28 protein-coding genes are annotated in these 25,641 nt (G+C 64.7%); 14 read left to right on the forward strand and 14 right to left on the reverse strand.

What is annotated here, in order from left to right; all coding sequences use genetic code 11:
- Nucleotides 1-922 (reverse strand): ornithine cyclodeaminase family protein (locus FJ950_RS18550; RefSeq protein WP_140617865.1); only part of this gene is annotated, 922 nt, incomplete at its 3' end.
- A 202-nt stretch (nt 923-1,124) separates the two neighbouring features.
- Here FJ950_RS18550 and FJ950_RS18555 point away from each other — a divergent pair.
- The 3 genes from FJ950_RS18555 to FJ950_RS29555 all read left to right on the forward strand — a co-directional run bounded on the left by FJ950_RS18555 (nt 1,125) and on the right by FJ950_RS29555 (nt 2,800).
- Nucleotides 1,125-1,538: a DOPA 4,5-dioxygenase family protein gene (locus FJ950_RS18555; protein ID WP_140617866.1), complete on the forward strand. Its 414-nt coding sequence runs from the start codon at nt 1,125-1,127 to the stop codon at nt 1,536-1,538.
- An 85-nt stretch (nt 1,539-1,623) separates the two neighbouring features.
- Nucleotides 1,624-2,457 (forward strand): methyltransferase domain-containing protein, encoded by an 834-nt coding sequence (locus FJ950_RS18560; RefSeq protein WP_246681339.1) that lies wholly within the window; start codon nt 1,624-1,626, stop codon nt 2,455-2,457.
- Between the two features lie 199 nt (nt 2,458-2,656).
- Nucleotides 2,657-2,800, forward strand: coding sequence for a hypothetical protein (locus tag FJ950_RS29555; protein WP_181171316.1), 144 nt, complete (start codon nt 2,657-2,659; stop codon nt 2,798-2,800).
- Nucleotides 2,801-2,869: 69 nt separating this feature from the next.
- Here FJ950_RS29555 and FJ950_RS18565 read toward each other — a convergent pair whose 3' ends face one another.
- From FJ950_RS18565 to FJ950_RS18575, 3 genes are all read right to left on the reverse strand, one after another.
- Complete coding sequence (locus FJ950_RS18565; RefSeq protein WP_246681340.1) at nt 2,870-5,236, reverse strand: cation:proton antiporter; 2,367 nt, start codon at nt 5,234-5,236, stop codon at nt 2,870-2,872.
- Nucleotides 5,237-5,323: 87 nt separating this feature from the next.
- Nucleotides 5,324-6,016, reverse strand: a complete 693-nt coding sequence (locus FJ950_RS18570) for a DUF2270 domain-containing protein (protein ID WP_140617867.1) — start codon at nt 6,014-6,016, stop codon at nt 5,324-5,326.
- A 52-nt stretch (nt 6,017-6,068) separates the two neighbouring features.
- Nucleotides 6,069-7,292 carry an MFS transporter gene (locus tag FJ950_RS18575; protein ID WP_140617868.1) on the reverse strand — a complete coding sequence of 408 codons (1,224 nt, stop codon included), beginning with the start codon at nt 7,290-7,292 and terminating at the stop codon, nt 6,069-6,071.
- A 98-nt stretch (nt 7,293-7,390) separates the two neighbouring features.
- Between FJ950_RS18575 and FJ950_RS18580 the strand changes: the two genes are divergently transcribed.
- The 9 genes from FJ950_RS18580 to FJ950_RS18625 all read left to right on the forward strand — a co-directional run bounded on the left by FJ950_RS18580 (nt 7,391) and on the right by FJ950_RS18625 (nt 13,072).
- Entirely contained in the window at nt 7,391-8,299 is a 909-nt protein-coding gene (locus FJ950_RS18580; RefSeq protein ID WP_140617869.1) for a LysR family transcriptional regulator, read from the forward strand.
- Nucleotides 8,300-8,448: 149 nt separating this feature from the next.
- Complete coding sequence (locus FJ950_RS18585) at nt 8,449-9,180, forward strand: gamma-glutamylcyclotransferase (protein WP_140617870.1); 732 nt, start codon at nt 8,449-8,451, stop codon at nt 9,178-9,180.
- A 96-nt stretch (nt 9,181-9,276) separates the two neighbouring features.
- Nucleotides 9,277-9,600: a metalloregulator ArsR/SmtB family transcription factor gene (locus tag FJ950_RS18590; protein WP_140617871.1), complete on the forward strand. Its 324-nt coding sequence runs from the start codon at nt 9,277-9,279 to the stop codon at nt 9,598-9,600.
- The gene (locus tag FJ950_RS18595) at nt 9,597-10,028 is read left to right on the forward strand and encodes an SRPBCC domain-containing protein (protein ID WP_015316759.1); all 432 of its coding nucleotides are present in this window, start codon (nt 9,597-9,599) and stop codon (nt 10,026-10,028) included. Before FJ950_RS18590 ends, FJ950_RS18595 begins: the two co-directional genes overlap by 4 nt.
- A 73-nt stretch (nt 10,029-10,101) precedes the next feature.
- Nucleotides 10,102-10,494 carry a VOC family protein gene (locus FJ950_RS18600; RefSeq protein WP_140617872.1) on the forward strand — a complete coding sequence of 131 codons (393 nt, stop codon included), beginning with the start codon at nt 10,102-10,104 and terminating at the stop codon, nt 10,492-10,494.
- A 39-nt stretch (nt 10,495-10,533) separates the two neighbouring features.
- Nucleotides 10,534-10,755 carry a hypothetical protein gene (locus tag FJ950_RS18605; protein WP_015316761.1) on the forward strand — a complete coding sequence of 74 codons (222 nt, stop codon included), beginning with the start codon at nt 10,534-10,536 and terminating at the stop codon, nt 10,753-10,755.
- A gap of 11 nt (nt 10,756-10,766) precedes the next feature.
- Entirely contained in the window at nt 10,767-11,195 is a 429-nt protein-coding gene (locus FJ950_RS18610; protein WP_140617873.1) for a DUF1801 domain-containing protein, read from the forward strand.
- A gap of 32 nt (nt 11,196-11,227) precedes the next feature.
- Complete coding sequence (locus FJ950_RS18615; protein ID WP_140617874.1) at nt 11,228-11,620, forward strand: DUF1801 domain-containing protein; 393 nt, start codon at nt 11,228-11,230, stop codon at nt 11,618-11,620.
- Nucleotides 11,621-11,977: 357 nt separating this feature from the next.
- Entirely contained in the window at nt 11,978-13,072 is a 1,095-nt protein-coding gene (locus FJ950_RS18625) for an acyltransferase family protein (protein ID WP_140617875.1), read from the forward strand.
- 29 nt (nt 13,073-13,101) lie between these two features.
- On the opposite strand, the gene FJ950_RS18630 is transcribed toward FJ950_RS18625, so the two are convergent.
- From FJ950_RS18630 to FJ950_RS18655, 6 genes are all read right to left on the reverse strand, one after another.
- On the reverse strand, nt 13,102-15,102 hold the full coding sequence (locus tag FJ950_RS18630) for a glycoside hydrolase family 127 protein (RefSeq protein WP_140617876.1): 2,001 nt from the start codon (nt 15,100-15,102) through the stop codon (nt 13,102-13,104).
- 86 nt (nt 15,103-15,188) lie between these two features.
- The gene (locus FJ950_RS18635; protein WP_140617877.1) at nt 15,189-16,046 is read right to left on the reverse strand and encodes a carbohydrate ABC transporter permease; all 858 of its coding nucleotides are present in this window, start codon (nt 16,044-16,046) and stop codon (nt 15,189-15,191) included.
- Nucleotides 16,046-16,972 (reverse strand): sugar ABC transporter permease, encoded by a 927-nt coding sequence (locus FJ950_RS18640; protein ID WP_015316767.1) that lies wholly within the window; start codon nt 16,970-16,972, stop codon nt 16,046-16,048. Before FJ950_RS18640 ends, FJ950_RS18635 begins: the two co-directional genes overlap by 1 nt.
- Before the next feature lie 171 nt (nt 16,973-17,143).
- On the reverse strand, nt 17,144-18,421 hold the full coding sequence (locus tag FJ950_RS18645; protein WP_140617878.1) for a sugar ABC transporter substrate-binding protein: 1,278 nt from the start codon (nt 18,419-18,421) through the stop codon (nt 17,144-17,146).
- 74 nt (nt 18,422-18,495) lie between these two features.
- Entirely contained in the window at nt 18,496-19,539 is a 1,044-nt protein-coding gene (locus FJ950_RS18650) for a LacI family DNA-binding transcriptional regulator (protein WP_140617879.1), read from the reverse strand.
- Between the two features lie 383 nt (nt 19,540-19,922).
- On the reverse strand, nt 19,923-20,156 hold the full coding sequence (locus tag FJ950_RS18655) for a hypothetical protein (RefSeq protein ID WP_140617880.1): 234 nt from the start codon (nt 20,154-20,156) through the stop codon (nt 19,923-19,925).
- Nucleotides 20,157-20,478: 322 nt separating this feature from the next.
- On the opposite strand from FJ950_RS18655, the gene FJ950_RS18660 reads away from it, so the two are divergent.
- Nucleotides 20,479-20,976 carry a GAF domain-containing protein gene (locus FJ950_RS18660; protein ID WP_015316771.1) on the forward strand — a complete coding sequence of 166 codons (498 nt, stop codon included), beginning with the start codon at nt 20,479-20,481 and terminating at the stop codon, nt 20,974-20,976.
- Here FJ950_RS18660 and FJ950_RS18665 read toward each other — a convergent pair whose 3' ends face one another.
- The 4 genes from FJ950_RS18665 to FJ950_RS18680 all read right to left on the reverse strand — a co-directional run bounded on the left by FJ950_RS18665 (nt 20,977) and on the right by FJ950_RS18680 (nt 25,065).
- The gene (locus tag FJ950_RS18665; RefSeq protein WP_140617881.1) at nt 20,977-22,041 is read right to left on the reverse strand and encodes a YeiH family protein; all 1,065 of its coding nucleotides are present in this window, start codon (nt 22,039-22,041) and stop codon (nt 20,977-20,979) included. It abuts the gene before it with no gap.
- A 129-nt stretch (nt 22,042-22,170) separates the two neighbouring features.
- On the reverse strand, nt 22,171-22,557 hold the full coding sequence (locus FJ950_RS18670; protein ID WP_015316775.1) for an ester cyclase: 387 nt from the start codon (nt 22,555-22,557) through the stop codon (nt 22,171-22,173).
- A gap of 111 nt (nt 22,558-22,668) precedes the next feature.
- Entirely contained in the window at nt 22,669-24,108 is a 1,440-nt protein-coding gene (locus FJ950_RS18675) for a PAS domain S-box protein (protein ID WP_015316776.1), read from the reverse strand.
- Nucleotides 24,109-24,171: 63 nt separating this feature from the next.
- A complete protein-coding gene (locus FJ950_RS18680) occupies nt 24,172-25,065 on the reverse strand; it encodes a LysR family transcriptional regulator (RefSeq protein ID WP_140617882.1) in 894 nt (297 codons plus the stop codon).
- Between the two features lie 145 nt (nt 25,066-25,210).
- Between FJ950_RS18680 and FJ950_RS18685 the strand changes: the two genes are divergently transcribed.
- The gene (locus FJ950_RS18685) at nt 25,211-25,606 is read left to right on the forward strand and encodes a cupin domain-containing protein (RefSeq protein ID WP_140617883.1); all 396 of its coding nucleotides are present in this window, start codon (nt 25,211-25,213) and stop codon (nt 25,604-25,606) included.
- The last annotated feature ends 35 nt before the right edge of the window (nt 25,607-25,641 follow it).

The following is a 25,641-nucleotide window of genomic DNA, read 5'->3' on the forward strand; positions in this document are numbered from 1 at the left end:
ACACCAACCCCGCCACCGCCAGATCCCCCACAGCCAGCCCTCGAAAAACAAACGCCGTTGTCTCACCCGGCTGCTCCCGCCCCGCAAAGTCCCCGCAGACCAGCCCGGTCAAATCTCCCACAACCAGTCCGGGATCAACCATCGGCTTGGCCATGTTTTTCTCCTGCTCCAGATCGTCGACGATGATGCGGTCGAAGCGGGGCATGGTGTCTCGCAGCCAGGGCAGGGCCTGGTCGGTCATTACGGTGAAGCTGCCTGGCTTCAGCCAGTTGGCGTCGAGGAAGGGTTCGGGCTTGGGCACCAGGGTCACCGTCGTCACCACCATGTCGGCGCCTTCGATCGCGGCCCTTGCCGTGTCGCAGGGCGCGGCGTCCAGACCCCGCGAGCGCGCCATTTGGCACAGCGCGTCGCGGTTGGCGGTGCCGCGGCCGAAGGCGCGGATTTTGCGCAAGGGGAAGAGGTCGGCGAAGGCTTCGAGGTGACCGCGCGCTTGCACCCCGCAGCCGATGAAGGCCAGGGATGACGCATCGCCGCGCGCCATGCGCCTGGCGGCGACGGCGCTCAAGGCAGCCGTGCGTTTCTCGGTCACCCAATTGCCGTCGACAAGGGCAAGCGGCAGGCCGGTCTCGGCGTCGAGCAGCGTGATCAGCGAATTGAGCGTCGGCAGTCCGCGCCCGGCGTTGCGCGGATTGACGACCAGCGATTTCGTCGCCAGCACGGGCGGTGTGGAGGCAACGCCCAGCGTCGCCATGATGTAGCGGTCGTCGCCCGGCAGCACGACCGCCTTCGGCGCGCACCACACCTCGCCGCGCCGTTGGCCGACGATCTGGCGTTCGATCTCGTCGACCATGTCGACTGTCGAGATCGACAGGCGGTCGAGCAACTGGGATGACAGATAGGGCAGGGTTTCGGCGGTGTTCATCTTGTCATTTTCCAAGGGGACGACCAGACTACACGATGTGCGCGGGGCCGAAAGCCTCGCGGCGCCGGCGGCGTGACGGCATGCCTGGGAGGCGGGAACCGCGTCCAGCGGTGCCGATCTTCCCGGCGGGTCGAGCGGCAGTCGGTGACCTTGCTTAAGACCGCGCTCTCGGGCTGAATGGCGGGAGGAGGAGGGCATCGAGATGAGCCAAGACAGTCCACGGCCACTTGCCGAGATCGCCAGCTATCACGCGCATGTCTATTTCGACGGGCCGGCCGAGCGGCAGCATGCCGAATGGCTGCGGCAGCACATCGCGGAACGATTCCGCGTGCGCCTGGGCAATTGGCACGACGGACAGGTCGGGCCGCATGACAAGGCCATGTACCAGGTCTCCTTCGCGACCGGGATCTTCGGCGCGCTGGTTCCGTGGCTGATGCTGAACCATGGCGGGCTGAGCATCCTCGTCCACCCGAACACGAGCAATCCCAAGCGCGACCATCTGGTCGATCCCATCTGGATCGGCCGGCCGCTGGCGGTGCATGGCGACGTGCTTCCGGACGACCATGAGGCGGAAGAGGCGCTGGAACCCAACACCGAGCCGTCCCTGCCGGCGTAGACCGGCGTCGGTTCCACGCCGCGCGGGCATTGCGTGATGGCGTCCGGTGCGCTTCTATCCCTGCCGCGCCATGGGGAGTCATCATTTGTCTGGCAGGAACCAAACGTCCACCGGTCACGAAGCGAGCGAGGCCGGCTGGCTCGATCTTCATTTCGAATCGTCGCGGCCCGAATACGAGGCGGCCTTGCTCGACGCCGGCATCCGCCCGGGCTGGCGCGTGCTCGATGCCGGGTGCGGCAGCGGCGGCTTCCTGCCGCTCATCGCGAGCGCCGTCGGCTCCTCCGGCTTCATTGCCGCGCTCGACCTCGCGCCCGAAAACATCGCCCGGGTCGAGGCGCTCGCGGGCACGCTGCCCGAGCCGCCTGAAATTGCCACGCATGTCGGCAGCATCCTGTCGCTGCCCTTCGCCGACGCATCGTTCGATTGCGTCTGGTCCGGCAATGTCATGCAGTATCTGACGCCGGCCGAGTTCGAGCTTGCCGTCGGCGAGGCCAGGCGCGTGCTGAAGCCGGGCGGCATCCTGGCGGTCAAGGATTTCGATTCGACCATCCTGCAGATCCTGCCCATGGACCGGGCCCTGCTGGCGCGCTTCATGGCCGCCAGGCTGCAAGGGTTCCGCGACCGGGGCGTGCTCGGCACCGATTGCGGCTCGACGCTTCCGGCGCGCCTGCGGCAGGCGGGCCTGGAGGTCGTCAGCCGCAAGGGCTGGCTGGTCGAGCGCTGGGCGCCGGCGCCTCGCTTCACGCGCGACTATGTTCGCGACCTGCTGGCCTATTTTGCCAGCGTCGCGCCGGGCTACGCCCTGCCTGACGCCGACCAGGCCTATTGGCGGGAGCTGAAGCAGCGGCCGGATCGCCTGCTGGACGATCCCGATTTCTGCTACCGCGAGTTCTTCGTCGTGGCGGTCTGCCGGACCTAGCGCTCGGCCGCGACGACCGATGCCCCCGGCGGCTGCGCGAGGCCGGGGCATACCCGCTTCCGAGATCCAGGCCAAGCCAAGCCGCATTCGCCAGTCATCCAGTCGAATGGCCGGCTTTCGATCGAATTTCTTTGCAACCCGTTAATGCGGCCATGCGTCAATAAGCATCTGCTAATTATCCGGTGGCGTGGGGTACGCAATGACCAAGAATCTTGGCAATGGACGCTATGTGCCGCCCAAGGACACAAGCGTCTCCTTGTTCGGCAAGGTCGCGCCGGCGCTGTTTCCGCTCGTCGCGGCGGCGCTGGGCTACATGATCGGGCGGCAATTCCTCGGCCTGTAGGCGCAATTCCAGGAACAGCGCGTAGCGCTTCCCCGGGGGAATCGCGTCCTCCGGCAAGGCCGACAGGCATCAAGCCCCAGTCTCGGCTGCCGTCTCCTCGGCGGTGGCTTCGGTTCGCCGCACGCGGTCGCTGGCCAGAAGCACGACCGGGCAGGCGGCGGCGGCCAGAACCGCGCTCGCCGTGTCGCCGAAGAACAGTTCGTCGCCTGGCCGCTGGGTGACGCCCATCACCACCATGGCGGCGCCCTTGGCTGCTTCCCTGGCGATCGCCCTGTCGGGCGTGGCGCGCGTCCTGATCGCGGTGTCGACGGCGACGCCATAGCGGTCGGCGAGATCGGCGACGTCCTTGAGCACGGCCTCCTCGCGGCGGTGCGAAACCGAGCTCGGCCGGCTGCCCTTGCGGGCCTGCGAGACATAAAGGACTTTCACGCGCGCCCGGTGCGGCCGCGCCAAGGCGAGCGCGAAATCGGCCGCGCGCCGCGCCACCTCGGTGCCGTTGACGGGAACCAGGATGGTCGCGCCGGCGCGCAGCATCGGCATCTTGCCATCGGCCTTGGCGCCATTCAGCACCAGGCAGAGCGGGCCGTCGAAGCCGCTGGTGATGGCGTTCAGCGTGCCGCTGAAGGTGCCTTCGGCCAGCGCGTTGTCCAGCCCGACCAGCAGCAGGCCGTAGCCCTTGCGGGCTTCGGCGGCGATCGTCTCGGCGGTGGCTTCAAGCTCGGTGCGGGCCGTGAGGTGGACCTTGTCGACGGGCGTATCCTCGGCCTTGCTGACAGCCTTGGCGCTTCTGGCCGCGCCCCTCTTGACCTGCTTGGAGGCCCGCTCGGGACCTTTGTCGCGGGCAGGGCCTGTCAGTTTGCCATCCTCGAGGTGGAGCAGCGTGGTCGGCATGCCGCTGCCGCCGCCGACGAGACCGGCGAGGTAGGCGGTGAACTTGCCGACCGGGCTGTCGTCGACGAGCAGCAGCAGCCGCTCCAGCTTGGAGACGAAGCCGCGCTCGTCGAGCAGTTCGCGGTCGACGCGCTGCTTTTCGGTGTCGCCGACCGGCAGCCGGCCGAGCGCCCAGCGCAGCATTGGCGGCATGGCCAGCGTGGTGATGACGGCCATGGTGACGATCATGGTGAACAGATTGTGGGAAAGGATGTTCATCGACAGGCCGATCGAAGCGACGATGACCTCGGTCGAGCCGCGCGCGTTCATGGCGCTGCCGACGGCGGTAGACTCCTTCAGCGACATGCCGGCCAGCCGGCCGCCGAGGAAGGCGCCCGAGAACTTGCCGATGCTGGCGATCCCCACCAGCGCCAGCGTCAGCAGCGCCAGCGTCGGGTCGGCAAGCACGGTGAGGTCCGCCGACAGGCCGGCCATGCCGAAGAACACCGGCATGAACAGCGCCGTGATGACGCCGCGCAACTGGCCCTCGATGTGGTCCGACAGGATCGGCGATTCCCCGACCAGTATGCCGGCGACGAAGGCGCCGAGCACGGTGTGGACGCCGATCAGGTTGGTGATCAGCGCCATCACGCCCATGATGATGAGGATAACGGTGATGACGGCGTATTCGCTGCGGAAGGAATCGTTGCTCCAGCGGATCAGGGTGAACACCAGGCGGCGGCCGATGGTGAAGGAGAACACCATGAACAGCGCCACTTCGGCCACCGTCAGCACCAGCGGCAGCACCTGCAGGCTGCCATTGGTGGCGATGCCGAAAGTGACGGCGATGATCAGCCAGCCGATCGTGTCCTCGATGATGGCCGAGGAGACGATGACCTGGCCGAGATTGCGGCGCATGAAATTCATTTCGCGCACCACCATGGCGACGATTTTGACCGAGGAGATCGACAGCGCGGTGCCGAGGAACAGCCCGGCGACGATGCGCTCGCTCGGCTCGGGCAGAAGCGAATCCGGCAGCACCTGCGCCAGCGCGAAACCGCAGGCAAAGGGCAGGACGACGCCGGTGATCGAGATCGAAAAACAGGCCGCACCCACCCGCCGCACAAGCCGCAGATCCGTCTCCATGCCGGTCAGCAGCAGGAGCAGCAGGATGCCGAGCTGCGAGACGGCATCGATCATGCTTTTCTGCGCCGGATCGGTGGAGAAGATCAGATGCTGGGCGCCGGGCCAGAGCCAGCCGAACAGCGACGGCCCGAGCAGGATGCCGCCGATCAGCTGGCCCATGATCGCCGGCTGCCGGTAGCGCTGGAAGATCTCACCCAAGCCACGCCCGACCAGAAGCAGAAGCACGATCTCGGCGACGAACAGGCCTTCGGCCGAGCCGCCCATGCCCGAGGCGTGGCCGGCCGGCTGCGCGGCCAGCGCCTGGCTTGCCGAGGCGAGGGCGACAATCGCCAGCGAAAGGGCGGCGGCCAGCGGAAGGGCGGCGGCCAGCGAAAGGGCGGCCGCAGTGCCGTGCGACCTTGTTGCCGGTGGGTGGATCATGGGTCCCTTCAAGACGCCGCCGCGGACTGACCATCACAACGCGCGGCCGGGGTTTGCGTTGCAGCCATCCGTTACGAGATATCGAACTCAGACGTGGACGTCGCCGAAGGAGAGTTCGCCGTCGTCGCCCGGTGTCAGGAAGGCGGCTGCCAGCAGGACGGCATAGAGGAGGGCAACCACGGCGACGATCGCCACGCCCGGAATGGGACCGAGCGCCGCGGCGCCGACAGCTTCGCGCATCGTGCCGACAAAGCCGACCGGCACGCCTTGGTCGATCAGGCTCGGGGTCGACAGTTTGAGGATCCAGGCGAGCAGCAGGATCAGCATCATGTGCAGGTAATTACGGCGCAAGCGGCGCGCCAGCGCCACGCGCTGCGAGACCAGGAATTTTGGCGTGCGCAGGCTCTCGCCGAGGATCAGCAGCCAGTCGGAGGCAAAGTCGGGCTGCGGCGAGAAGATCTGCGCGAAATAATGGCGCTCGAACTGGCGCACGCGGGCGCGATAGACATCGAAGAAGCGGTAGCGGCGCGCCTCGATCCACAACAGGAGCAGCACCAGCAGCATGGCGAACAGCAGCACGCCGTGATGGGCACTGGCCGTCGACAGCGACACCGACAGCATCGCCGCGACAACGGTGATCGCCCAATTGCTGGTGCGGTCGAGGCGGTCGCGCCAGCCCGCCATGCGGGCGATCTCGGCGCGATGGAAATGGGACATCACGGTGACCAGCTCGCCAGGCGAAAGCGGCCTGCCGACGGGCGTTGCCGGCGCATCGTTCATGACTTCCTCCCCGCCGACAACGCCTATGAGGCAATGTCGTTCCGGCCAGCGGTCATTCGGGCCCGCCGGTCCCGTCGACCAGCAGGGCAGCGAGACCAAAGGCGGCGCCGACGGCGCAGAGACAGGGCCAGCCGCCCAGGGTCCAGCCGATGCCGGCCAGCAAGGAGCCGATGGCGCCGCCGATGAAGAAGATGCCGACGAACAGGCCGTTGAGGCGGCCGCGCGCCTCGGGACGCAGCAGGTTGATGGCGCGGCGGCCGAGCGTCTGGTCGCCGGTGACGCCGATGTCGAGCAGCACGGCGCTGACGCCCATCAGCGCGAGCGGTGTCCATGACGCGCCGGACTGAAAGGAGCCGGCCCAGGCCGCGAGCACCAGCGCGCCAATCAGCAGGAGATGGCAGAAGATCGTCGCCGCCCGCGTCCAGCCACGGTCGCCGGCGCGACCGAACAGCGGCGTAACCACGGCACCGCCGGCGCCGACGAGCGCGAAAAGCGCGATGCCGCGTTGCCCGAGGCCGAAAGGCGGCTGCGCCAGGCGCAGGGCCACCGCCGTCCAGAACAGACTGAACGCCGCCATCACCAGCGCCGCGGTCAAGGCGCGGCGCCGCAGCACCGGCTCTTGGCGCAGCAGATGGAAAAGTGAGGCAATCAGCGCGCCATAGGACGATTTCACCTCCGGCCGCCGTCGCGGCAGGGTGAAGGCGAGCACGATGGCGAGCAGCGTCAGGGCGGCGGCGCTGAGGCCATAGAAGGCGCGCCAGCCCCAGGCATCGGCGACGAGGCTGGCCAGCGGCCGTGCGAGCAGGATGCCGATCATCAGTCCGCTCATCACATCGCCGATGACGCGGCCGGCCTCGCCGGGCGGCGCCATCGAGGCGGCGATTGGCACCAGTATCTGGATCGCCGAACAGGCGGCGCCGAGCACGAACAGGACGATCAGCAGCGAGGCGATGGTGGGCGCCAGCGCGGCGATGCCGGCCGCAAGAGCCGCCGAGCCCAGCATGCGCAGGATCAGGGTGCGGTTTTCGCCGAGATCGGCCATCGGCACTAGGAAGAACAGGCCGGCGGCATAGCCGAGCAGCGTCGCCATGGCGACCAGACCGACGCTCGCGGCGCCGGCGCCGAGCGAGGGACCGATCAGGCCGACCAGTGTCTGCGGCGCGAACAGATTGGTGACGATAATGCCGGTAGAGGCTGCAAAAAGCAGCGTCTGCGGGCCGGTGATGGTTCGAGCCGGCAGCCGTCCGGCCAATTGACCATCATTGGTATCGAGCATGAAATCCTCAATGAAGTTGCATATCCCGTGAGGACTTTATGCCGAAGTTTTATCATGCTACAATTCAATCAAATCGATAATGATTATGCGAGATGCGCATGAACATCCATGATCTCGAAGCTTTCGTCGCCGTGGTGGAAACTGGCTCGATCGTCGGCGCCTCGGCCAGGCTCAATCTCACCCAGCCGGGCGTCACGCGCCGCATCCAGAACCTCGAGGATGGGCTGGCGACAGCATTGCTCGACCGCCAGTCGAAGCCGCTGAAGCCGACCGCCTCGGGACGCGAAGCTTATGAGCATGGCCGGCGCGTGCTGCGTTCGCTGGAGGACCTGAAGGCAGGCGTGTCGCCGCAAGGCGAGGTCAGGGGCGAATTCCGCCTGGGCATCATGCCCTATCTCTCGGATGCGGCGCTGGCGCTGCCGCTCGATGGCCTGCGCGCCGCCTTCCCGCAATTGACGCTGCGCATCACTTCGGGCTGGTCGCCAAGGCTGGTCGAGCAGGTGGCGCGCAGCGAGGTCGACGCGGTGGCGGTGTGCCTCGCCGAAGGCCTGGCGCCGCCGGACGAACTGGTCTGCGACGATCTCGGCGTACAATCGGTGCTGCTGGTCGCGTCTCCCGGACTTGGCGTGCCGAAGCAGGCGAAGCTTGCCGATCTATCGCGCTTTGCCTGGGTGATGAACGAAAACGGCTGCGGTTTTCGCGCCTTCATCCGTCAGAGCTTCGATGCCGCGAGGCTGCCTTTCCAGGTCGGCGTCGAAGCGCTCAGCGTCGATCTCAGAATGTCGCTGGTGGCGCGCGGCCATGGCATCGGCATCGTCACGCCGGGCGCCTTCGCCGACAGTCGCTGGCGCGATGCCGTCGAGGTGATCGACTGCCCCGACTTCAAGCCGCAAGTGCGCGCCTGGCTGCTGCACCGCCCGCCTGCCGGGCGGCTGGGGCGCCCGATCGCGCTGTTCCGCGACGCGCTGATCGACGGGCTCAAGCTGCCGATGCCGCTGGTGTCATAGGTGTCAGGGATGCTGACGTCGTCCGAATTTGTTGAATCCGATCAAGCTGCTGCACGGGATGGCTCAGGTAGGGACAGGTTTCGAACGGATCTGGCTCTTGAGAATCCCCTAGCCTTCAGCAACATGGCTGCCATGGCCGAGGCACGACAATGAGCAAGCCGATTTCCGCCGCACCGCGCAAATCAGCGCCACGCAAGGCGCCGATGGCGCTGACCGAGGCGCTGGTGGCGCGCACCTTGCGCGTGGTCGAGGATGCCGGGCCGGTGCCGGGCATGATCCCGATGACCGATGACGACTATGCGCGGTTTCGCGACGAGATCCTGGCCTCGGCACCGGCCGGGCCGCTGAGGCTGTTCGCCTATGGCTCGCTGTTGTGGAAGCCGGCGGGCGAGGTGAGGGGCGGCGAGCGGGCGGTGGCGCGGGGCTGGCACCGGTCGTTCTGCTTCACGGTGCAGCGCTTTCGCGGCACGCTCGAGCAGCCCGGCCTGATGATGGCGCTCGACCGTGGCGGCCAGTGCCAGGGCATGGTGTTCGAGATCGCCGAACCGGTTGCCGAAAATCTGGAAGCGCTGCTGCGCCGCGAAATGACCATCCTGCCCGCCGTCAACGTGCCGCGCTGGCTGCGGGTCAGCACCGAAAGCGGGCCGTGCCTGGCGCTCGGCTTCGTCGTCGATCCCGCCAACCCGCGCTATGCCGGCAAACTGGACAAGCCCGCGGTCGCGGCGACGCTGGCGAACGCCGTCGGCCATTGGGGCTCGGGCGCGCAATATCTGTTCGAGACCATCCGCCATCTCGACGCCTGCGGCATACGCGACCGCAATCTGTGGCAACTGCAGGAACTGGTGGCGCGCGAGATCGGTCGCAGCCACGTCGCCGTCTAGCCACCACCGTATTCAGGACGCTGCAATCTTTCGCTTGACGAACATATATCCCTGTGGTTATACGTCAACCAATAGCCAACGGGTTATCGATTAGAGATGCCAGACGCTCATGACACGCTCTTCAGGACGCTCGCCGACCCGACACGGCGGGCGATCTTCGAGCGGCTGTGCCGCCAGGGAGAGCAGACGGTCGGGGCGCTGACCAGCCAGTCCGGCGTCTCGCAGCCGGCGGTGTCGAAGCATCTCGGCGTGCTGAAGCAGGCCGGGCTGGTGCGCGACCGCCATCAAGGCCGCCAGACGCATTACAGCGCCCAGCTTGCCGCGCTGGCGCCGCTGATGGACTGGACACGCCATATGGCGGGGTTCTGGGAAAGCCGGTTCGACGACCTCGAGGATTTGCTCAAAAGGATGGACCAGTGAACGACAGTGCACAGCAAACCCGCACTGTCGTCGTCGAGCGGGAAATCTCTCATCCGCCCGAAAAACTCTGGCGCGCGCTGACGCAACCGCATCTGATCGAGGAGTGGCTGATGAAGAACGATTTCAAACCCGCCGTCGGCCATCGCTTCAACATCAGCGCCGACTGGGGCGGCGTGCTGGACTGCGAGGTGCTTGCCGTGGAGCCGCACAAGAGGTTGTCCTACAGCTGGAACCTCGCGCATCAGGACCCAGCGTTCGATCTCAGGAGCGTGGTGACTTTCACGCTCACCCCGACGCCAACGGGAACCCATCTGCGCATGGAGCAGGCCGGTTTCCGGCCCGACCAGAAGCGGGCCTATGGCGGCGCCAAGGTGGGTTGGCCGCAATTCCTGGAAAAGCTGGAAGAGCTTCTGGCGCGGACGGACTGAGGTCTCGAACTGAAAGCCACACAGAAATATTAGAGGGCGGGTTCTCCGCCGTCAAAACCATGGAGAAAAAGCGATGAAGATCAAACTGACCAGCATCTATGTCGACGATCAGGAAAAGGCGCTTGCCTTCTACACCGGCGTGCTGGGCTTCACCAAAAAAGCCGATTTCAGCAATGGGCCGTTCCGTTGGCTGACGGTCGTCTCGGCCGAAGAGCCCGACGGCACCGAATTGCAGCTGGCGCTGAACGACAACCCGGCGGCAAAGGCCTACCAGCAGGCGATCTTCAAGCAGGGCCAGCCGGCGCTGATGCTCTTCACCGACAACATCAAGGGCGACCATGAGCGCATCAAGGCCAATGGCGGTGCCTTTGCCATGGCGCCTACCGACGTGACCGGCTCGACCATCGCCAAGTTGGAGGATGGCTGCGGCAATCTCATCCAGATCACCGAACTGGCGCGCTGGTAGGGCGCCGGGTTTCAACGCATAGCGCAAGAGGAGGCAGAATTGGACTGGAGCAAATGGATGCGGCAAGCGCATCGCTGGCTGTCGATCATCTTCACGGCGACCGTCGTCGCCAATTTCGTCACCATGGCGTTTGGACAGCCGCCGGCCTGGGTGGTCTATTCGCCACTGCCGCCGCTCTTCCTTATGCTGTTCAGCGGCCTCTATATGTTCGTGCTGCCCTATGTCGCGAAAGGACGCAGCGCACAGCGGGCCAATGGATAGGAGGAAAGCGCATGGCCAAGGCGACCCCGGCCAAGGCTGAGCCGAAGCTGCTTTCCGGTGGCAATCCGCAGATCGCCAAGGGTTATGGCGACGCTCCGGTGCAGGCCTATATCGTGGCTATGCCGGGCTGGAAGCGCGAGATGGGCGGGCGGCTCGACGCGCTCATCGAGCGCGCCGTGCCCGGCGTAAACAAGGCGGTGAAATGGAACTCGCCCTTCTACGGCGTCGAGGGCGAGGGCTGGTTCCTCAGCTTCCATTGCTTCACCAGATACATCAAGGTGGCCTTCTTCCGCGGCATGTCGCTGGATCCGGTGCCGCCGGGCGAATCCAAAAGTCGGGACACGCGCTACCTCAACATTCATGAGGACGACGCGTTCGACGAAGCGCAGTTCAGCGCCTGGGTGAAGCAGGCGAGCCTCTTGCCTGGCGAGCGCATGTGAGTGCCCTATCTAGCATTCGAAGGAGAAACGGCATGACGACCACCCAGGACAGCAAATCTCCCTCCGAGCTGATCGACGGCAGGATCAAGGAATTGGGCGACTGGCGCGGCGAGATGCTGGGGCGGCTGCGCACGCTGATCCATCAAGCCGATCCCGACGTGGTCGAGACGTGGAAATGGCGCGGCGTGCCGGTGTGGGAGGATGCCGGCATGATCTGCACCGGCGAAACCTACAAGGCCGTCGTCAAGCTGACCTTCGCCAAGGGTGCCGCGCTGCCCGATCCCTCGCGCCTGTTCAATTCCAGCCTCGAAGGCAACACACGGCGCGCCATCGATTTCCAGAAAGGCGAGGAGGTCGACCAGGAGGCCTTCAAGGCGCTGGTACGCGCGGCGGTGGCTTTGAACAAATCCAAGTCCCGAAAGTAATCGTTCATTGTGCATAGAGGTCACGGTCGGCGCTGCCCCTCATTGTCCTGCCGGACATCTCTCCCCGTAAACGGGGCGAGAGGGCTGCCCGCGAGGCCGACGCTCTTTCTGCAACGCCGGCGATTGGCGAAATCGGCGAGAACGGCGTCCCTCGCCCCGTTTACGGGGATGATGCCGGCAGGCAGGCGAGGGGCAGCGCGGACGGCAGATGATTGCCAACGGCTTCAACACGGCGGCCCGCGGGCGCTGCCAGCCTCACCGCAAGACAGCCGCGTTTACGATCTGGGAAGCTTGATGGTGCTAGACATCGCGGGATGATGGCTGGCCAGCCGGGCCGGCCGGTTTGGATTCGCCGCCATGAACAGCAGCCCAATGCGCATGCCGTGGGTGGACACGGCCAAAGGCCTCTCGATCATCCTCGTGGTCATGATGTACTCGGCCTACAACACCGGCGAGTATACAGGCGGCGTCGGCTTTCTCCACTATGTCATCGGCTTCGCGACGCCGTTCCGGATGCCGGAATTCTTCCTGATCTCGGGGCTGTTCCTGTCGCAGGTGATCGACCGGCCGTGGCTGCGCTATATCGACCGGCGCGTCGTCCATTACCTCTATTTCTACGTGCTGTGGGCGATCATCTCGATCGGGCTGAAGATCGGCATCTTCAGCCGGGATCCCGCCGGCATGCTGCACGACCTGGCAATGGCCGTCGTCCAGCCCTATGGCGTCCTGTGGTTCATCTACATGCTGGCGGTGTTCGGTCTTGCCGCGAAACTGCTGCGGCAGCTTGCCGTGCCCGCCTGGATCGTCATCCCGATCGCGGCCGGCCTGCAGATGTGGGCGCCGCATCCCGACAGCTACGCGGTCGAACAATTCGCCGCCTATTTCGTCTTTTTCTACGTCGGCTTCGTCATGGCCCCGCTGGTGTTCCGGCTCGTCGAATGGACGCAAGCCCGCCCGGCGCTGACCGTCTCCGGGCTCGTCCTGTGGGCTGTCGTCAATGGCCTGCTGGTCTATTCGCCGGGTTATGCCATGCAGCCGGTCGGCATGCAGATGGGCTTGGCGGCATGGCCGCCGCTGCATCTCGTCCTGGCCGTCGCCGGTGCCGTGGCGCTTTGCGTGCTTGGCGGTTTCCTGTCGAAATTTCCCGCCATGGAATGGCTGCGCTGGCTGGGCGAACATTCCCTGGTCGTCTATGTCGCCTTCACCATTCCGATGTCGCTGTTCCGCGGCGCGGCGCTGGCAAGCGGCCTGCTGACCGACACGGGCTTGCTCAGCCTGGCGGTGCTGCTGGTCTCGATCGTCAGTCCCATCGTGCTCTACTTCATCGTGCAGCGCATCGGCTTCGGCATGTTCCTGTTCGAGCGGCCGGCCTGGGCGCATATTGACGGCAGCGCCGCGAAAGCAGCGCCGAAAAAGCCGCTGACCGCCGCCGCCCAGTCGAGCCGGACATAACCGGCCGCCCCACGGCGTTGCCGCCGGTATCAACCATCCCGCAGCCAAACCAGCATCTCGCCGGGCTCGCGGTTGTCCCAGGCGAAATAGGGGATGGCGGTCAGGCGCGTCTCGACCCTGGCCGGCGGATCGGCGCGATAAAGGCCGTCCTGCCAGCCATCCCCGGCATCGGCTTGTGCCGTGGCTGAAAGCGTCACCACACCGCCGAGCAGATCCGGTTCGTCATGCGCCTCGATGCCGGCCGTGCGCGGCAGGGTCAGGCGATGCAGGCGATTGTCATTGTCGGTCGCCTCGACGCAGTAGATCAGCGGCCCGCGCGACAGTGCGACGCGGCCGGCATCCTGCCTCACCTCGGGATTGGCATAGAGCCGCTCGATCGGCATTTCGAGATCGAGCCGGACACGGTCGCCCTTCTGCCACCTGCGCCGGATCGCGGCGTAGCCGTCACTGGTCAAATCCTCGAGGTCGACCGTCTCGCCATTGACGGCCAGGCCGGCGTTGCCGCTCCAGGCCGGCACACGCAGGTGCAGCGTGAACTCTACCGGCGCCTGCGGCTCAACGGTAATCTCGACGGCACCATCCCAGGGATAGCGGCTCGCCTGCGTCAGCGTGACCGGTGTGCCTGCAATGTCGAAGCGGGCGGTGGAGTCGCCATAGAGATGAACCGCCAGCGCGTCGTCCGCCAGGCTGTAGAAATAGCTGCCGATCGAGGCGACCATGCGCCCGATATTGGGCGGGCAGCAAGGGCAGCGGTGCCATTTCCAGCGGTTATGCTTGCCCCGGCTTTCCAGCGGGTTCTCGTAGAAGAACAGCGAACCGTCGAGCGACAGGCCCGAGATCGAGCCGTTGTAGAGCGCGCGCTCCATCATGTCGGCGTAGCGCGCGTTCGGCCCCATGCCGAGCATGCGGCTCGCCCAGAACACCAGCCCGACCGACGCACAGGTCTCGGCATAGGCGGTTTCGTTGGGCAGGTCGTAGTCGCTGGTGAAGCCCTCATTGTGCGCCGACGGGCCGAGCCCGCCGGTGATGTAGAGGTTCTTGGTGGTGAGGTCGTCCCACAGCCGGTCGAGCGCCACCCGCAGCGTGTCGTCGCCATATTCGGTCGCGATGTCGGCCATCCCCGAATAGAGGTACATGGCCCGCACCGCGTGGCCGACGACCTTGTCCTGCTCGCGAACCGGTATGTGCGACTGGCTGTATTCGTAGGTCTTGAAATGATAAGCCTTCGGGTCGGCGCCACGGGCGCGCGCCTCCTCGTCGAAATAGTGCGGCTGCTGCCCGCGCTGGTCGATGAAATATTTGGCCAATTCCATGTACTTTTGTTCGCCCGTCACCCGCGCCAGCTTGACCAGCGCCAGTTCGATCTCCTCATGGCCGCAATAGCCTTTTTTCTTGCCGGGCTCGGGTCCCAGCACCGAAGCGATGTGGTCGGCATAGCGGCACATGATGTCGAGCAGCTTGCGCTTGCCCGTCGCCTGGTAGTAGGCGACCGCGCCCTCGATGAGGTGGCCGGCGCAATAAAGCTCATGGCAGTCGCGCAGATTGGTCCAGCGCTTGCCCGGCTGGATGCGCTGGTACCAGCTGGAGAGATAGCCGTCCTCCTGCTGCAGCCTGCCATACATGTCGATGACGGCGTCGATCTTCTTCTCCAGTTCGGGATTCTTACGCCGGTAGAGCGAATAGGCCGCGGTCTCGATCGTCTTGCCGAGATCGGAATCCCAGAACATCTGCGTGGTCACCGTCGAGCCGGTGAAGCCGGCGGAGGCCGCCTCGTCGGGCGAGGGCGAGTGGAACGGAATGACGACGCCTGGCGAGGGCTGGTCCGGATCGATCTGCTCCAGCATGCGCGCCGCCACGCAGCGGTCGTAAAGGATGTCGGCGGTGCGCGTGGCAACCGCCTCGGCGCGGTCGCCCCAGAAGCCGCGCACGTCGACCTGCGGCACCGGCAGCGGGCGGAAGGCGAGCTTCGGCTTGCCCGTCCCCTGCGATTTATTTGGGGTGGCGTGGCGGGGGGATGGCGATGCGGTCATGAACTCACTCCATTCGATCTGACGTCTATCTCTTTGTTGGAGCATGATCTTTCCGAAAACCGGTTCCCACTTTTCGGGATCATGCTCTATTTGACGGCCCCGGCCATCAGGCCGCGGATGTAGAAGCGCTGCAAAGCCAGGAACAGGATCAGGCACGGCACCATCATCACGGTGACGCCCGCCTGCACCGCGCCCCAGTCGATGGCGCCGAAGCGGCCGGACTGAAGTGCGGTCATCATCACCGGCAGCGTGAACTTGGACTGGTCGGTCATCAGCACCAGGGCAGCGAGGAATTCGTTCCAGGCGCCGAGGAAGGCAAACAGCGCGATGGTGACGACACCAGGCCAGACCAGCGGCAGCATGACCTTTATGAGCATGGTGGCGTTGCCGGCGCCGTCCATGCGCGCGGCCTCCTCGATCTCGCGCGGCACCGCGTCGAAGGCGTTGCGCATCATGAAGATCGAGAACGGCAGCTGCAGCGTCACATAGACGCCGACCAGGCCGGTCAGCGTGTTGTGCAGGCCAAGCTTGGTCAGCACCAGGAAGATCGGCGTCAGGATCGACTGGAACGGGATCATGATCGTCGACAGGATGAGGACGAAGAACAAGTCCTTGAACGGGAACCGAAACCGCGAAAAACCGTAGCCGGCGAGCACGCTGACGATGACCGACAGCATGACCGTCATCACCGAGACATAGATGCTGTTCTGCGCCGAGGCCCACAGGCCGTCGCCGAAACTGTTCAGCGTTTGATAGTTCTCCAGCGAGAAGCCCGTCGTCGGCCAGGGCGGCAGCGGCGGCAGGCGCGCCTCCTGTGCCGGCTTGAAGGCCGACAGCACCGTCCACACGATCGGCGCCACGAACAGCACCGAGGCGACGATGCCGGTGGAATGCCTGGCCAAGCGCGCGGCAAGCTTGCCTGTGCCCGATATCGCCTGCGCCATCAGTCGAGCCCCTCGGGTTTGCGCAGCAACCAGAGCTGGACGAGGCTGAGCGCCACCAGGATGACCAGCAGCACCATCGAGAGTGCCGCGCCATAGCCGAGCTTGAACGAGACGAAGGACTGGTTGAAGATCCAGTACACCGCCGTCAGCGTCTGGTTGCGCGGGCCGCCGCGCAGGATGATGTAGAACTGGTCGAAGGCAAGGATGGAGCCCGCGACCGACAGGATCAGCGCCAGCGCCAGGGTGCGGCGCATCAGCGGCAAGGTGATCGCCCGGAACCTGGCGAACGGCCCGGCGCCGTCGATGACGGCGGCCTCCTGCAGATCCTGCGGGATCGACTGCAGGCCGGTCATCAGGATGATCATGGTGAAGCCAGCGACCTTCCACACCACCATGGCGATGATCGACCAGAAGGCCGGTTGGAAGGTGGCGAGCAGGTTGAACTTCTTGTCGATCAGGCCGAGATCGTAGGCGGCGGGGCTGAACAGGCCGGAATCGACGTTGAGCAGCCACGACCACAAAAGGCTCGCCGAGGCAAAGCCGACCACCGCCGGCATGAAGAACATGGTGCGGTAGAGGTTGGTGAACGGGCGCGGCCGCTCGATGAAGATCGCCAGCGGAAAGGCGACGGCGAAGATCGCGATGGTGACGATCAGCGTGTAGTAGCCGGTGAATCTCAGCGCGTTCCAGAACCTGGTGTCGCGCAGGATTGCCCAGTAATTGCCGAGGCCGATGAAGGAGTGCTCGCCCATCAAGGGCCAGTTGTGCAGCGACATCCAGGCCGTCATGCCGAGCGGAATGACGAAGAACAGCATGACCAGCGCCACCGCCGGCGCCACATAGAGCAGGCCAATCCATTGCCGGCGCCCGGCGCCAACGCGTTTGCGGAGGCGGGGTGGGGCGGTGGTTGCGGTGATGGTGGTCATGGCTGTTTCCCTGGCGCTGCGTCCCCTCCTCCTCGAGGGGAGGGTCCGGCCGAAGGCCGGGGGTGGGGTCCTCCGCCAAGCGCGCCGACATCAAGGAACGTCGAGCACTGCCGAGACGACCCCACCCGGACCTGCGGTCCGACCTCCCCTCAAGGGGAGGTGGAGGCGGCGCTACTTCTGCGGCGCCTGGTCGATGATCGACTGCATGGTCTCCTGGGCGTTTGCTATGGCGCCATCGACGTCGTCGCCGAAGAACACCTCGTTGATCATCTGTGTCCACGGGCCGTTGGCGGAGTTGATCAGGTCGTTGAACACCACCGAATACGGCGTCTTGCCCTTGGCCATCGCCTCGGCGGCAATCTGGTAGCGCGGGTCGAGCTCCTTCAGCGCGTCCTTGGCGATGTCGCCGCGCACCGGCAGGCTGCCGTATTTGGCGAGGATCGTCTGGCCTTCGAGCGAATAGGCGAAGTCCAGGAACTCTTTCACCACGGCGAGTTTTTTGGTGCCCTTGGTGACGACGAAATTGTCGCCGCCGGCAAAGGACGACCAGTTGCCATCCTTGCCCGGCAGGAAGGTGACGCCGTAGTCGACATCAGGATATTGCGTGTTGAGCGCGCCGATGGCGAAGGCGCCGGAGGGCGAGATGCCGATATTGCCGGCGGCGAAGGCGGCAAAGAAATTGGCGCCGGTGTCGGTCTGCGCGCCCGCCGGCACCAAATCCTTCTTGACCATCGAGCGGTAGAGATCGACGGCGCCGCGCAATTGGGGGCTGTCCAGCGTCGCCTTGGAGCCGTCCTCCGACAGGATGTCGCCGCCCGAAGCCCAGATCAGCGGCGTGAAGGTGAAGATGTTGCAGCCACCGCAATTGCCGGAGAAGTAGAAGCCCTTGATGTTGCCGCCAAGCGCGTTGACCTTCTCGGCGTCGGCTTCGATCTCGGCCCAGTTGGCCGGGCCTTTTTCAGGGTCGAGGCCTGCTTGCTTGAACAGCTTCTTGTTCCAGATCAGCACCGAGGCGTCGGCCGAGAAGGGCAGGCCGTAAATGCGGTCCTTGTAGGTGCCGGTCTTCACATGCGCGGGCGACAGGCTGGCGAAATAGGGAAGCGACTTCGCCCAGTCGGTGATGTCCTCCAACTGGCCGGCGGCCGCGAAGGAGGGCGTGTAGATCAGGTCGAGCGACAGCGCGTCGGGCGCCGTGCCGCCGGCCGCGGCCGCGCCATATTTCGGGATGATCTCGGCATTGGGGATGATGTCGAGCTTGACCTGGTCCTTGTTCGCCTTGTTGAAGGCGTCGACGATCCTCGGCATGAAGTTCGAGCCGTCGGCGCGTACCCAGATGTTGGCGGTTTCGGCGGCGGCAAATTGCAGGCCGCAACCCAGAACGGCAGCCGTCAACGTCAATTTGGTCAGGGCCAATTTGGTCGGGGCCAGTTTGGCAATCAAAGTCCTCATGTTCTCCTCCTCCTCATTTGGCCGCGATGCGCGGCTTGCCGCCGATCGCGGCGCTTCGTTTCTCAACCGTCTTTTCAGCCGTCGGGCAGGCGGCCGCAGGACTGCCGCACCACCAGCCGGCACGGCAGTTTTCTGATGCCCGGCGCGGCGGGCTTGCCGCCGACCAGGGAAAGCAGGGTCAGCCCGGCCTCGCGGCCGAGCGCTGTCAGGTTCATGTCGACCGAGGTCAGCGGCGGGCGGGTCGCCGCGGCCACGATCTCCCAATTGTCGAAGCCGATGACGCCGACATCGCCGGGAACGCTCAAGCCACGCTCGCGCAGAGCATCGATGACGCCGCGCGCGATCTGGTCGTTGCCGCAGAAGACGGCGTCCGGCTTTTCTCCCCCGCCATCGAAAAGGATCGTCACCGCCTCATGCCCCCAGGCTTCCGACCAGGCGCCGAGCAGGGGTTCGATGACGGACAGGCCGTTCTCGATCAGCGCGGCGCGATAGGCCTGCGCCCGTTCATGCACCACGGCAAAACTGGCCGGGCCGGTGACATGGGCGATGCGCTTGCGGCCGAGCCGGCAGAAATGGTCGACGGCCAGCCGCGCCCCCCCGGCATCGTCGGAAACGAAGGCGACGGCGTCGGGATCGGGCTGAGTGAAGGCGTAGATCACGGGGATGCGCAAATTGGCGAGATCGATCGGCAGATGGCGGTCGATGCGCTTGCCGGTGGCGATGATGCCGTCGACGCGCTTGTCGAGCATGGCCTCGACATGGAGCTGGCCGAGACGGGGATCCTCCTCGACATTGCACAGGAATACCGAGACGCCGGCATCGACCAGCGCATCCGAAATGCCCGACATCAGCGGCAGCGAGAAACGGCCATAGGTGTCGTTGGTGAGCAGGCCGACAGTAAAGGAGCGGCGCCTCAGCAGGCTCTGCGCCAAGCTGTTGGGCCGGAAGCCCAGGTTGCGCGCCGTCTCGCGAATGCGCTCGCGGGTCTCGGCGGTCATGCGCCCCTGATCGTTGAGCGCCTTGGATGCAGTGGCAACGCTGACGCCGGCCTGCGCGGCCACGTCGCGCAAGGTGACGGGTTTGGGAAAGACCGGAACTGGCTGGTCGTCCGATGCCATCGCGGCAGAAATCCTTGGTTGGAAAAAGGTTTTCCCTTACCGGCCGGAATAAAGCCCGGCTAACGGCCGAACCCCATCGGGACTGTCTGGAAAAACCTTTTCTCAACTTGAAGGCTAGGCCAGATTGGGGGACCGATCAAGAGGAAAATGGCCAGATCAGGGTTCCTCGGTACCATCCGCTATTTCGCGCGCGGCCGCGACGTTTCGCATCTTCGAGGCCGAAAGGCAGGTGAAAGGGAACGCGCCGCGGTGTGGAGCTGGACGCTCTTGCCCTTGGTCGGCAGGATCATTGCATGGCTGGAACGTCAGACGTGGCTTGAGCCGCCGCATTCCTTGACTCGGTGCAAGCCCAGCGGGAGACCGCTCACGTCCTTGGAGTGACTCTATGCCTTCTTGGCCACACGCTTCTTTTTCGGCGCCGGGTTCAGCGCTTCCGCCACGCGATCGGCTTCTTCCTTGGCCAGGCGCAATTCCCTCAGCCTTGCCGTCTTGATCTCCCTGGCCCTCGCCTCGGACATGTATTCGGCGGTTGCCTTGTTGCGCTCCGCGGTTTTCTTCTGCTTGTCGACAAAGCGGGCTTCAGCTTTTTGCATGATCGTCTGATTGCTGTCGGCCATTGAAGAAATCTCCTTCGCGCGTGAAATCGTGAAAATGAACTTCTCGATAAATAGGCGCCCGGAAGGAAAAATTCAATCTTTCGAATAATTTGGCCTCCTTGTCGGCGTCAGAAGACCGCGCTTCGAAATAATACTTTTGAAATTTTTCTCCCGCCGGAATCAAATCTTGCGCCGGGAAGGAGATAGCGCCAAGGCGCCAACGGACAGAATTTCGAACGGAAAACCGTTTCGCATTTTCCTGGAGTTGCCTAGGATGGTCAGGTGGTCGTTTGGTGCAGGGTTTGCGGAAACGGAACCGCGATTCCCAGTTTGGAGACAAATCATGTTCGCGGCCCAGGCCATCGATATCTCAGACAAGGCCGCGTTCTACCGCGACCTTGCCAAGCAATTGAAGGCGCTGCTCGAGGGCGAGCACGATTCGATCGCCAACGCCGCCAACACCGCGGCGCTGATCTTCCAGATGGTGCCCGACCTCAACTGGGCCGGCTTCTATTTCCTGGCATCGGACGAGGAACTTGTGCTGGGGCCCTTCCAGGGCAAGCCGGCCTGCGTGCGCATTGCCGTCGGCCAAGGCGTATGCGGAACGGCGGTCGAGCTCGGCACCTCGATGCTGATCAAGGACGTGCATGATTTCCCCGGCCACATCGCCTGCGACGCCGCCTCGCGCTCCGAGCTGGTCGTGCTGCTTGAGGACGAGGAGGGCGTTTTCGGCGTGCTCGATCTCGACAGCCCGCTGCCCGGCCGCTTCGACAGTGCCGACCAGGCCGGCATCGAGGCGCTGGCGGCGATCTATGTCGCGGCGAGTTCGTTCCAGGATTAGTTACCCTGAGACCTTCACCAGCATCAGGCTGAAGCCGCCGATGAACAGGAAGGCGCAGAAGGCGAGCGCCAGCGGGCGCAGGCCGCGCGAGCGCAGTTGCGAAATGTCCGCCTGCAGGCCCATGGCGGCCAGCCCCATGGTGAGCATGATGGTGGTGGCCAGCACTACCGCCTGCTTCACTTCGGCTGGTATCGCAACCAGGCTGTTCATTGCCACGATGGCGACAAAGGCGGCGACGAACCATGGCATGGGCGGGCGTGCAGCCGACTGGTCGTCACTTTTGCGGCGTGCCATCAGGCCGAGCACGATGACCATCGGCGCCAGCATGGCGACGCGGGTCAGCTTGGCGACGGTGGCGATCTCGCCGGACTGGGTGCCGTTCTGGAAACCGGCGCCGATGACTTGCGCCACCTCATGGATGGAGGCGCCGGCCCACAGTCCGAAGGCGTGCTGGTCGAGGCCGAGCAGCGGCGCCAGCAGCGGGAAGCCGAGCATGGCGATGGTGCCGAACAAGGTGATCGAGGCGACGGCATAGGTGACGTCCTCGTCGCGCGCATCGGTGACGATGTTGGTGGCGACGATCGCCGAGGCACCGCAGATCGAGGTGCCGGCGGCGATCAACTGGGTGAGCTTGGCGTCGACGCCGATCAGCCGGCCGAGCGTGATGGTGAAGACGAAGGTGGCGCCAAGGGTCAGCGCGACGATGCCAACGCCGCCGGCGCCGATCGAGACGACCTGGCCAAGCGTCAGCTGGAAGCCGAGCAGCACGATGGCGAAGCGCAGCAGGCGCTTTTGTGAAAAGGCGATGCCGGCCTTGGCGTGCACCGGTGTGCCGAGCACGTTGGAATAGATCATGCCGGCGACGACGGCCAGGATCATCGGGCTGAACAGGGCGAAACCGGAGACATTGCGGGCCGAGAAGGCGACGGCCGTGATCATGGCCACCAGCACGATGCCGGGAATGACGCCGTTTCCCAGGGAATCGAGGCGCTTGCGACCTTGGGCCAGATCGGCGGAAATCAGGCCGTTCGGAATACCGTTTGCGATGGGAGTCAGGGACGACAATACAATTCTCCGTGCGAGTACGCCGGAGAAATGTCATTCCAAGACTAATCTTTCCAACGAATTATTTTCGTTAGAATGATCGATTTTTACGAACGGTCTTGGCCCTCGAAAGCTGAGAAAGGGGCCGGCCTACAGCTGCGCTTCGATCGCCGCCTTGTCGATCACCGACCAGACGTGCCTGATCCTGCCGTCGAGAAACTCGTAGAAGACGTTCTCGCTGAAGGACACTTTCCTGCCGTTGACCGGCAGGCCGAGAAAAGTTTCCTTCGGCGTGCAGTTGAATTGAAGGCGGCTCGCTATGAAAGGCGTATCGGCGATCAGCAGCTGGATGTCGAAATAGAGATCGGGAATTTCGCGAAAATCCCGCTCCAGCATGTCGCGGTAACCCGACAGGCCGACCCGGTCGCCATTGTAGTGCACCTCCTGGTGTACGAAGCGGTCTAGGCTCCGCCAGTCCTGGGCGTTGAGGCAGGCGATGTAACCACGATAGCTATTGGCAAGATCTTCATCGGTCATAGCATGCTCCGGTGCTTTGCCAACCGCATGTCTTCCACGACTGTTCCGGACGGCGAGAAATGCTTGTTCGGGGAAGACATAGAGCGGCGATGCCGGAATGCGAGTGCGGCATCAGGGAAGGACTTCGAATTCCGGTCCACCGATCACCTCGTCGATCGCCTGTGGGTCGACGTGCTCGCTGTCGACCGAGGCTTCGAGCTGTGACAAGGGGGCTTCAAGGGTCCAGGTAACGCCGTGGCTGTCATATTCGAGAACGCCGGTGCCACTTACAGCTGCTGGAGCGACGCGCTGGAGCACGACGGTGCCGAAACCGCCATGGCCGATGTTCTGCACCTGAGGACCATCGCGCTCTTTCCAGATCAGCTGGAACCGTTTCAGGTCGCCTGCCTGGCTCACCTTCCATTGCACCGATATCGTTCCCTCGGCGGCCGAAAGCACGCCATATTTGGCGGAATTGGTCGCCAGTTCATGAAAGGCGATGCCGAGATACTGGACGGCATTGGGGTTCAGCGTCAGGGAAGGGCCAGCCATGGAAATCCGTTCCTCGTTGCCGAACGGTTTGGCTTGTGCCAGGAGCAGCTCGAAAATCGTCGCGCCTCGCCAGTCGCCGGACACCAGCAGGTCGTGCGAGAGCGACAGCGCCATGATGCGCTCGCGCACCTGGCGTTCGAACTCCGCCGGTGTCGAGGACCTCTTGCTGGTCTCGCGGATCATAGAGATGATGACGGAATACTGGTTCTTGACCCGATGGTTGACCTCGCGCATCAGCATGCGGATGCGATATTCGCTCTCCTTGGCTATCGAGATGTCGCGGGCGATCTTGGAGGCGCCGATGATCCGGCCGACGGCATTGCGTACGGGCGAGATCGTCAGGGATACGGGCACTAGGCTGCCGTCCTTGCGGCGGCGGATGGTCTCGTAGGTCTCGACCCGCTCGCCTTTGCGGATGCGCTCCAATATGCGCGGCTCCTCGTCCAGATGGTCATCGGGTATCAGCATCGTCACGGACCTGCCGACCGCTTCGTCGGCGGTGTAACCGAACAGGCGCTGGGCGCCTGAGTTCCAGCTCTTGATGACGCCGTTCAAATCCTTGCTGACGATTGCATCGAAGGAGGATTCCACGATGGCCGACAGATGATGCCTGGCCTCGTCGGCAAGATGCCGGTCGGTGAGGTCGAACAGCATGTTGACGGCCCCGACCAGCCTGCCTTGGTCGTCATGGAGCGGCGTGGGATAGGGAAGGAAGGGCACGCGCGTGCCGTCGGGACGCTGCGAGATGGCCGACTGGTTTCTGACCGGCCGGTTCTCCCGCAACGCAATGGCCATCGGGCATTGGTCGTGCGGCAACACCTGGCCGTCGGTCGTGAACAGCTTGTGCGTTACGCACCACTGGTCTTTTCCGAGCTCGGGCTCGCGCCCGGCAAAATCGGCCGCGGCCCGGTTGAAATAGGTGATCCTGCCTTCGCTATCGGTCGTGTAGATGGCGACAGGAAGATTATCGAGGATTTGATGGGATAGATCGAGTGTCGAACTGTTCGACAGGTCCGTCATGCGCAAGGTTCCATTTAACCACCGTGAACGCTGTCCGGCTGAATTGGTTCCTGGACCCGTAGGCTAGCCGCGATAACGCAGCGCATCGACCAGCAGCGTAAAGGCGGGCGTCGCCTGGCGGCGGCTGGGATAGTAGAGGTGGTAGCCGGGAAACGGCGGGCACCAGTCGGCCATGAGCCGCAACAAACGGCCATCGGCGAGATGCGCCGTCACTTGATCCTCCGGGAGATAGGCGAGGCCGACGCCGGCCAACACGGCATTCATGCGCAGCCCCGCCGTGTTGAAGATCAACTGGCCGTCGACGCGCACCTTCAGCTCGCGTCCGGCCTTCTCGAATTCCCAGGCATAGAGCCCGCCATGGGTCGGCAGGCGCAGGTTGATGCAATTGTGATCGGTCAGGTCCTGCGGCGTGCGCGGCTTCGGCCGGCTTGCGAAATAGGCCGGAGATCCGACCACCGCCATGCGCATGTCCGGCCCGATGCGCACCGCGATCATGTCGCGCGCCACCTGTTCGCCCAGCCGCACGCCGGCGTCATAACGCCCGGCGACGATGTCGGTCAGGCCGTAGTCGACGACGATCTCGACCCGGATGTCGGGATATTGCGGCAACAGCCGGACAATGGCCGGCCACAGGACCGTGTTGGCCGAATGTTCGCCGGCGGTGATGCGGATGGTTCCGGCGGGCTTTTCTCGCAATGCGCTCAAGGCGGCGAGCTCACTTTCGATCTCGTCGAGCCTCGGTCCGACGGTGCGGGCCAGGCGTTCGCCGGCTTCGGTCGGCGAGACACTGCGCGTGGTGCGGGTCAAAAGCCGCACGCCCAGCCGCTCTTCCAACGTGCGCAAGGCATGGCTGAGCGCCGATTGGGACACGCCAAGCTTGGCCGCCGCCCTGGTGAAGCTCTTCTCGCGCGCGACGGCGAGGAAGGCGGTCAACTCATTCAGATTGTCGCGTGGCATTGATGAATTTCTCTCATAAGTACATGCCGGATATAGCAGCTACTCATGACCATCGCAGCCCCTAAATAGATTGCAATCGGCCGGACAAGCCGGCGCTCCTGGCCTGGCGGCAATGTCCTCCAGGCATCACGAAAGGACGGAAAACGTGGAGATCACACGAAGCGGCTCGCAGCCCTCGGCGAAGGGGCCCGCCGAATATTTCACCGGGGCGGTGCGCATCGATGCACCCTTCAAGGGCAGCGACCCCGCGCGCGTCGGCGGGGCCACCGTGACCTTCGAGCCCGGCGCGCGCACGGCCTGGCACACGCACCCGCTCGGCCAGACGCTTATCGTTCTGTCGGGCGCCGGTCTGGTGCAATGCGAAGGCGGCCCGATCCAACAGATCCGTCCCGGCGACATCATCTGGTTCGCGCCGGGCGAAAAGCATTGGCATGGGGCGTCGCCGACAACGGCGATGAGCCATATCGCCATTGCCGAAGCGCTCGACGGCAAGGTCGTCGACTGGATGGAGCATGTCACCGACGAACAATACGGGATTTGACCGACCAGACCTCGCCCACCGACGACACAAGAAGG

This window comes from Mesorhizobium sp. B2-3-14 (genome assembly GCF_006442175.1).
GTDB lineage: Bacteria > Pseudomonadota > Alphaproteobacteria > Rhizobiales > Rhizobiaceae > Mesorhizobium > Mesorhizobium australicum.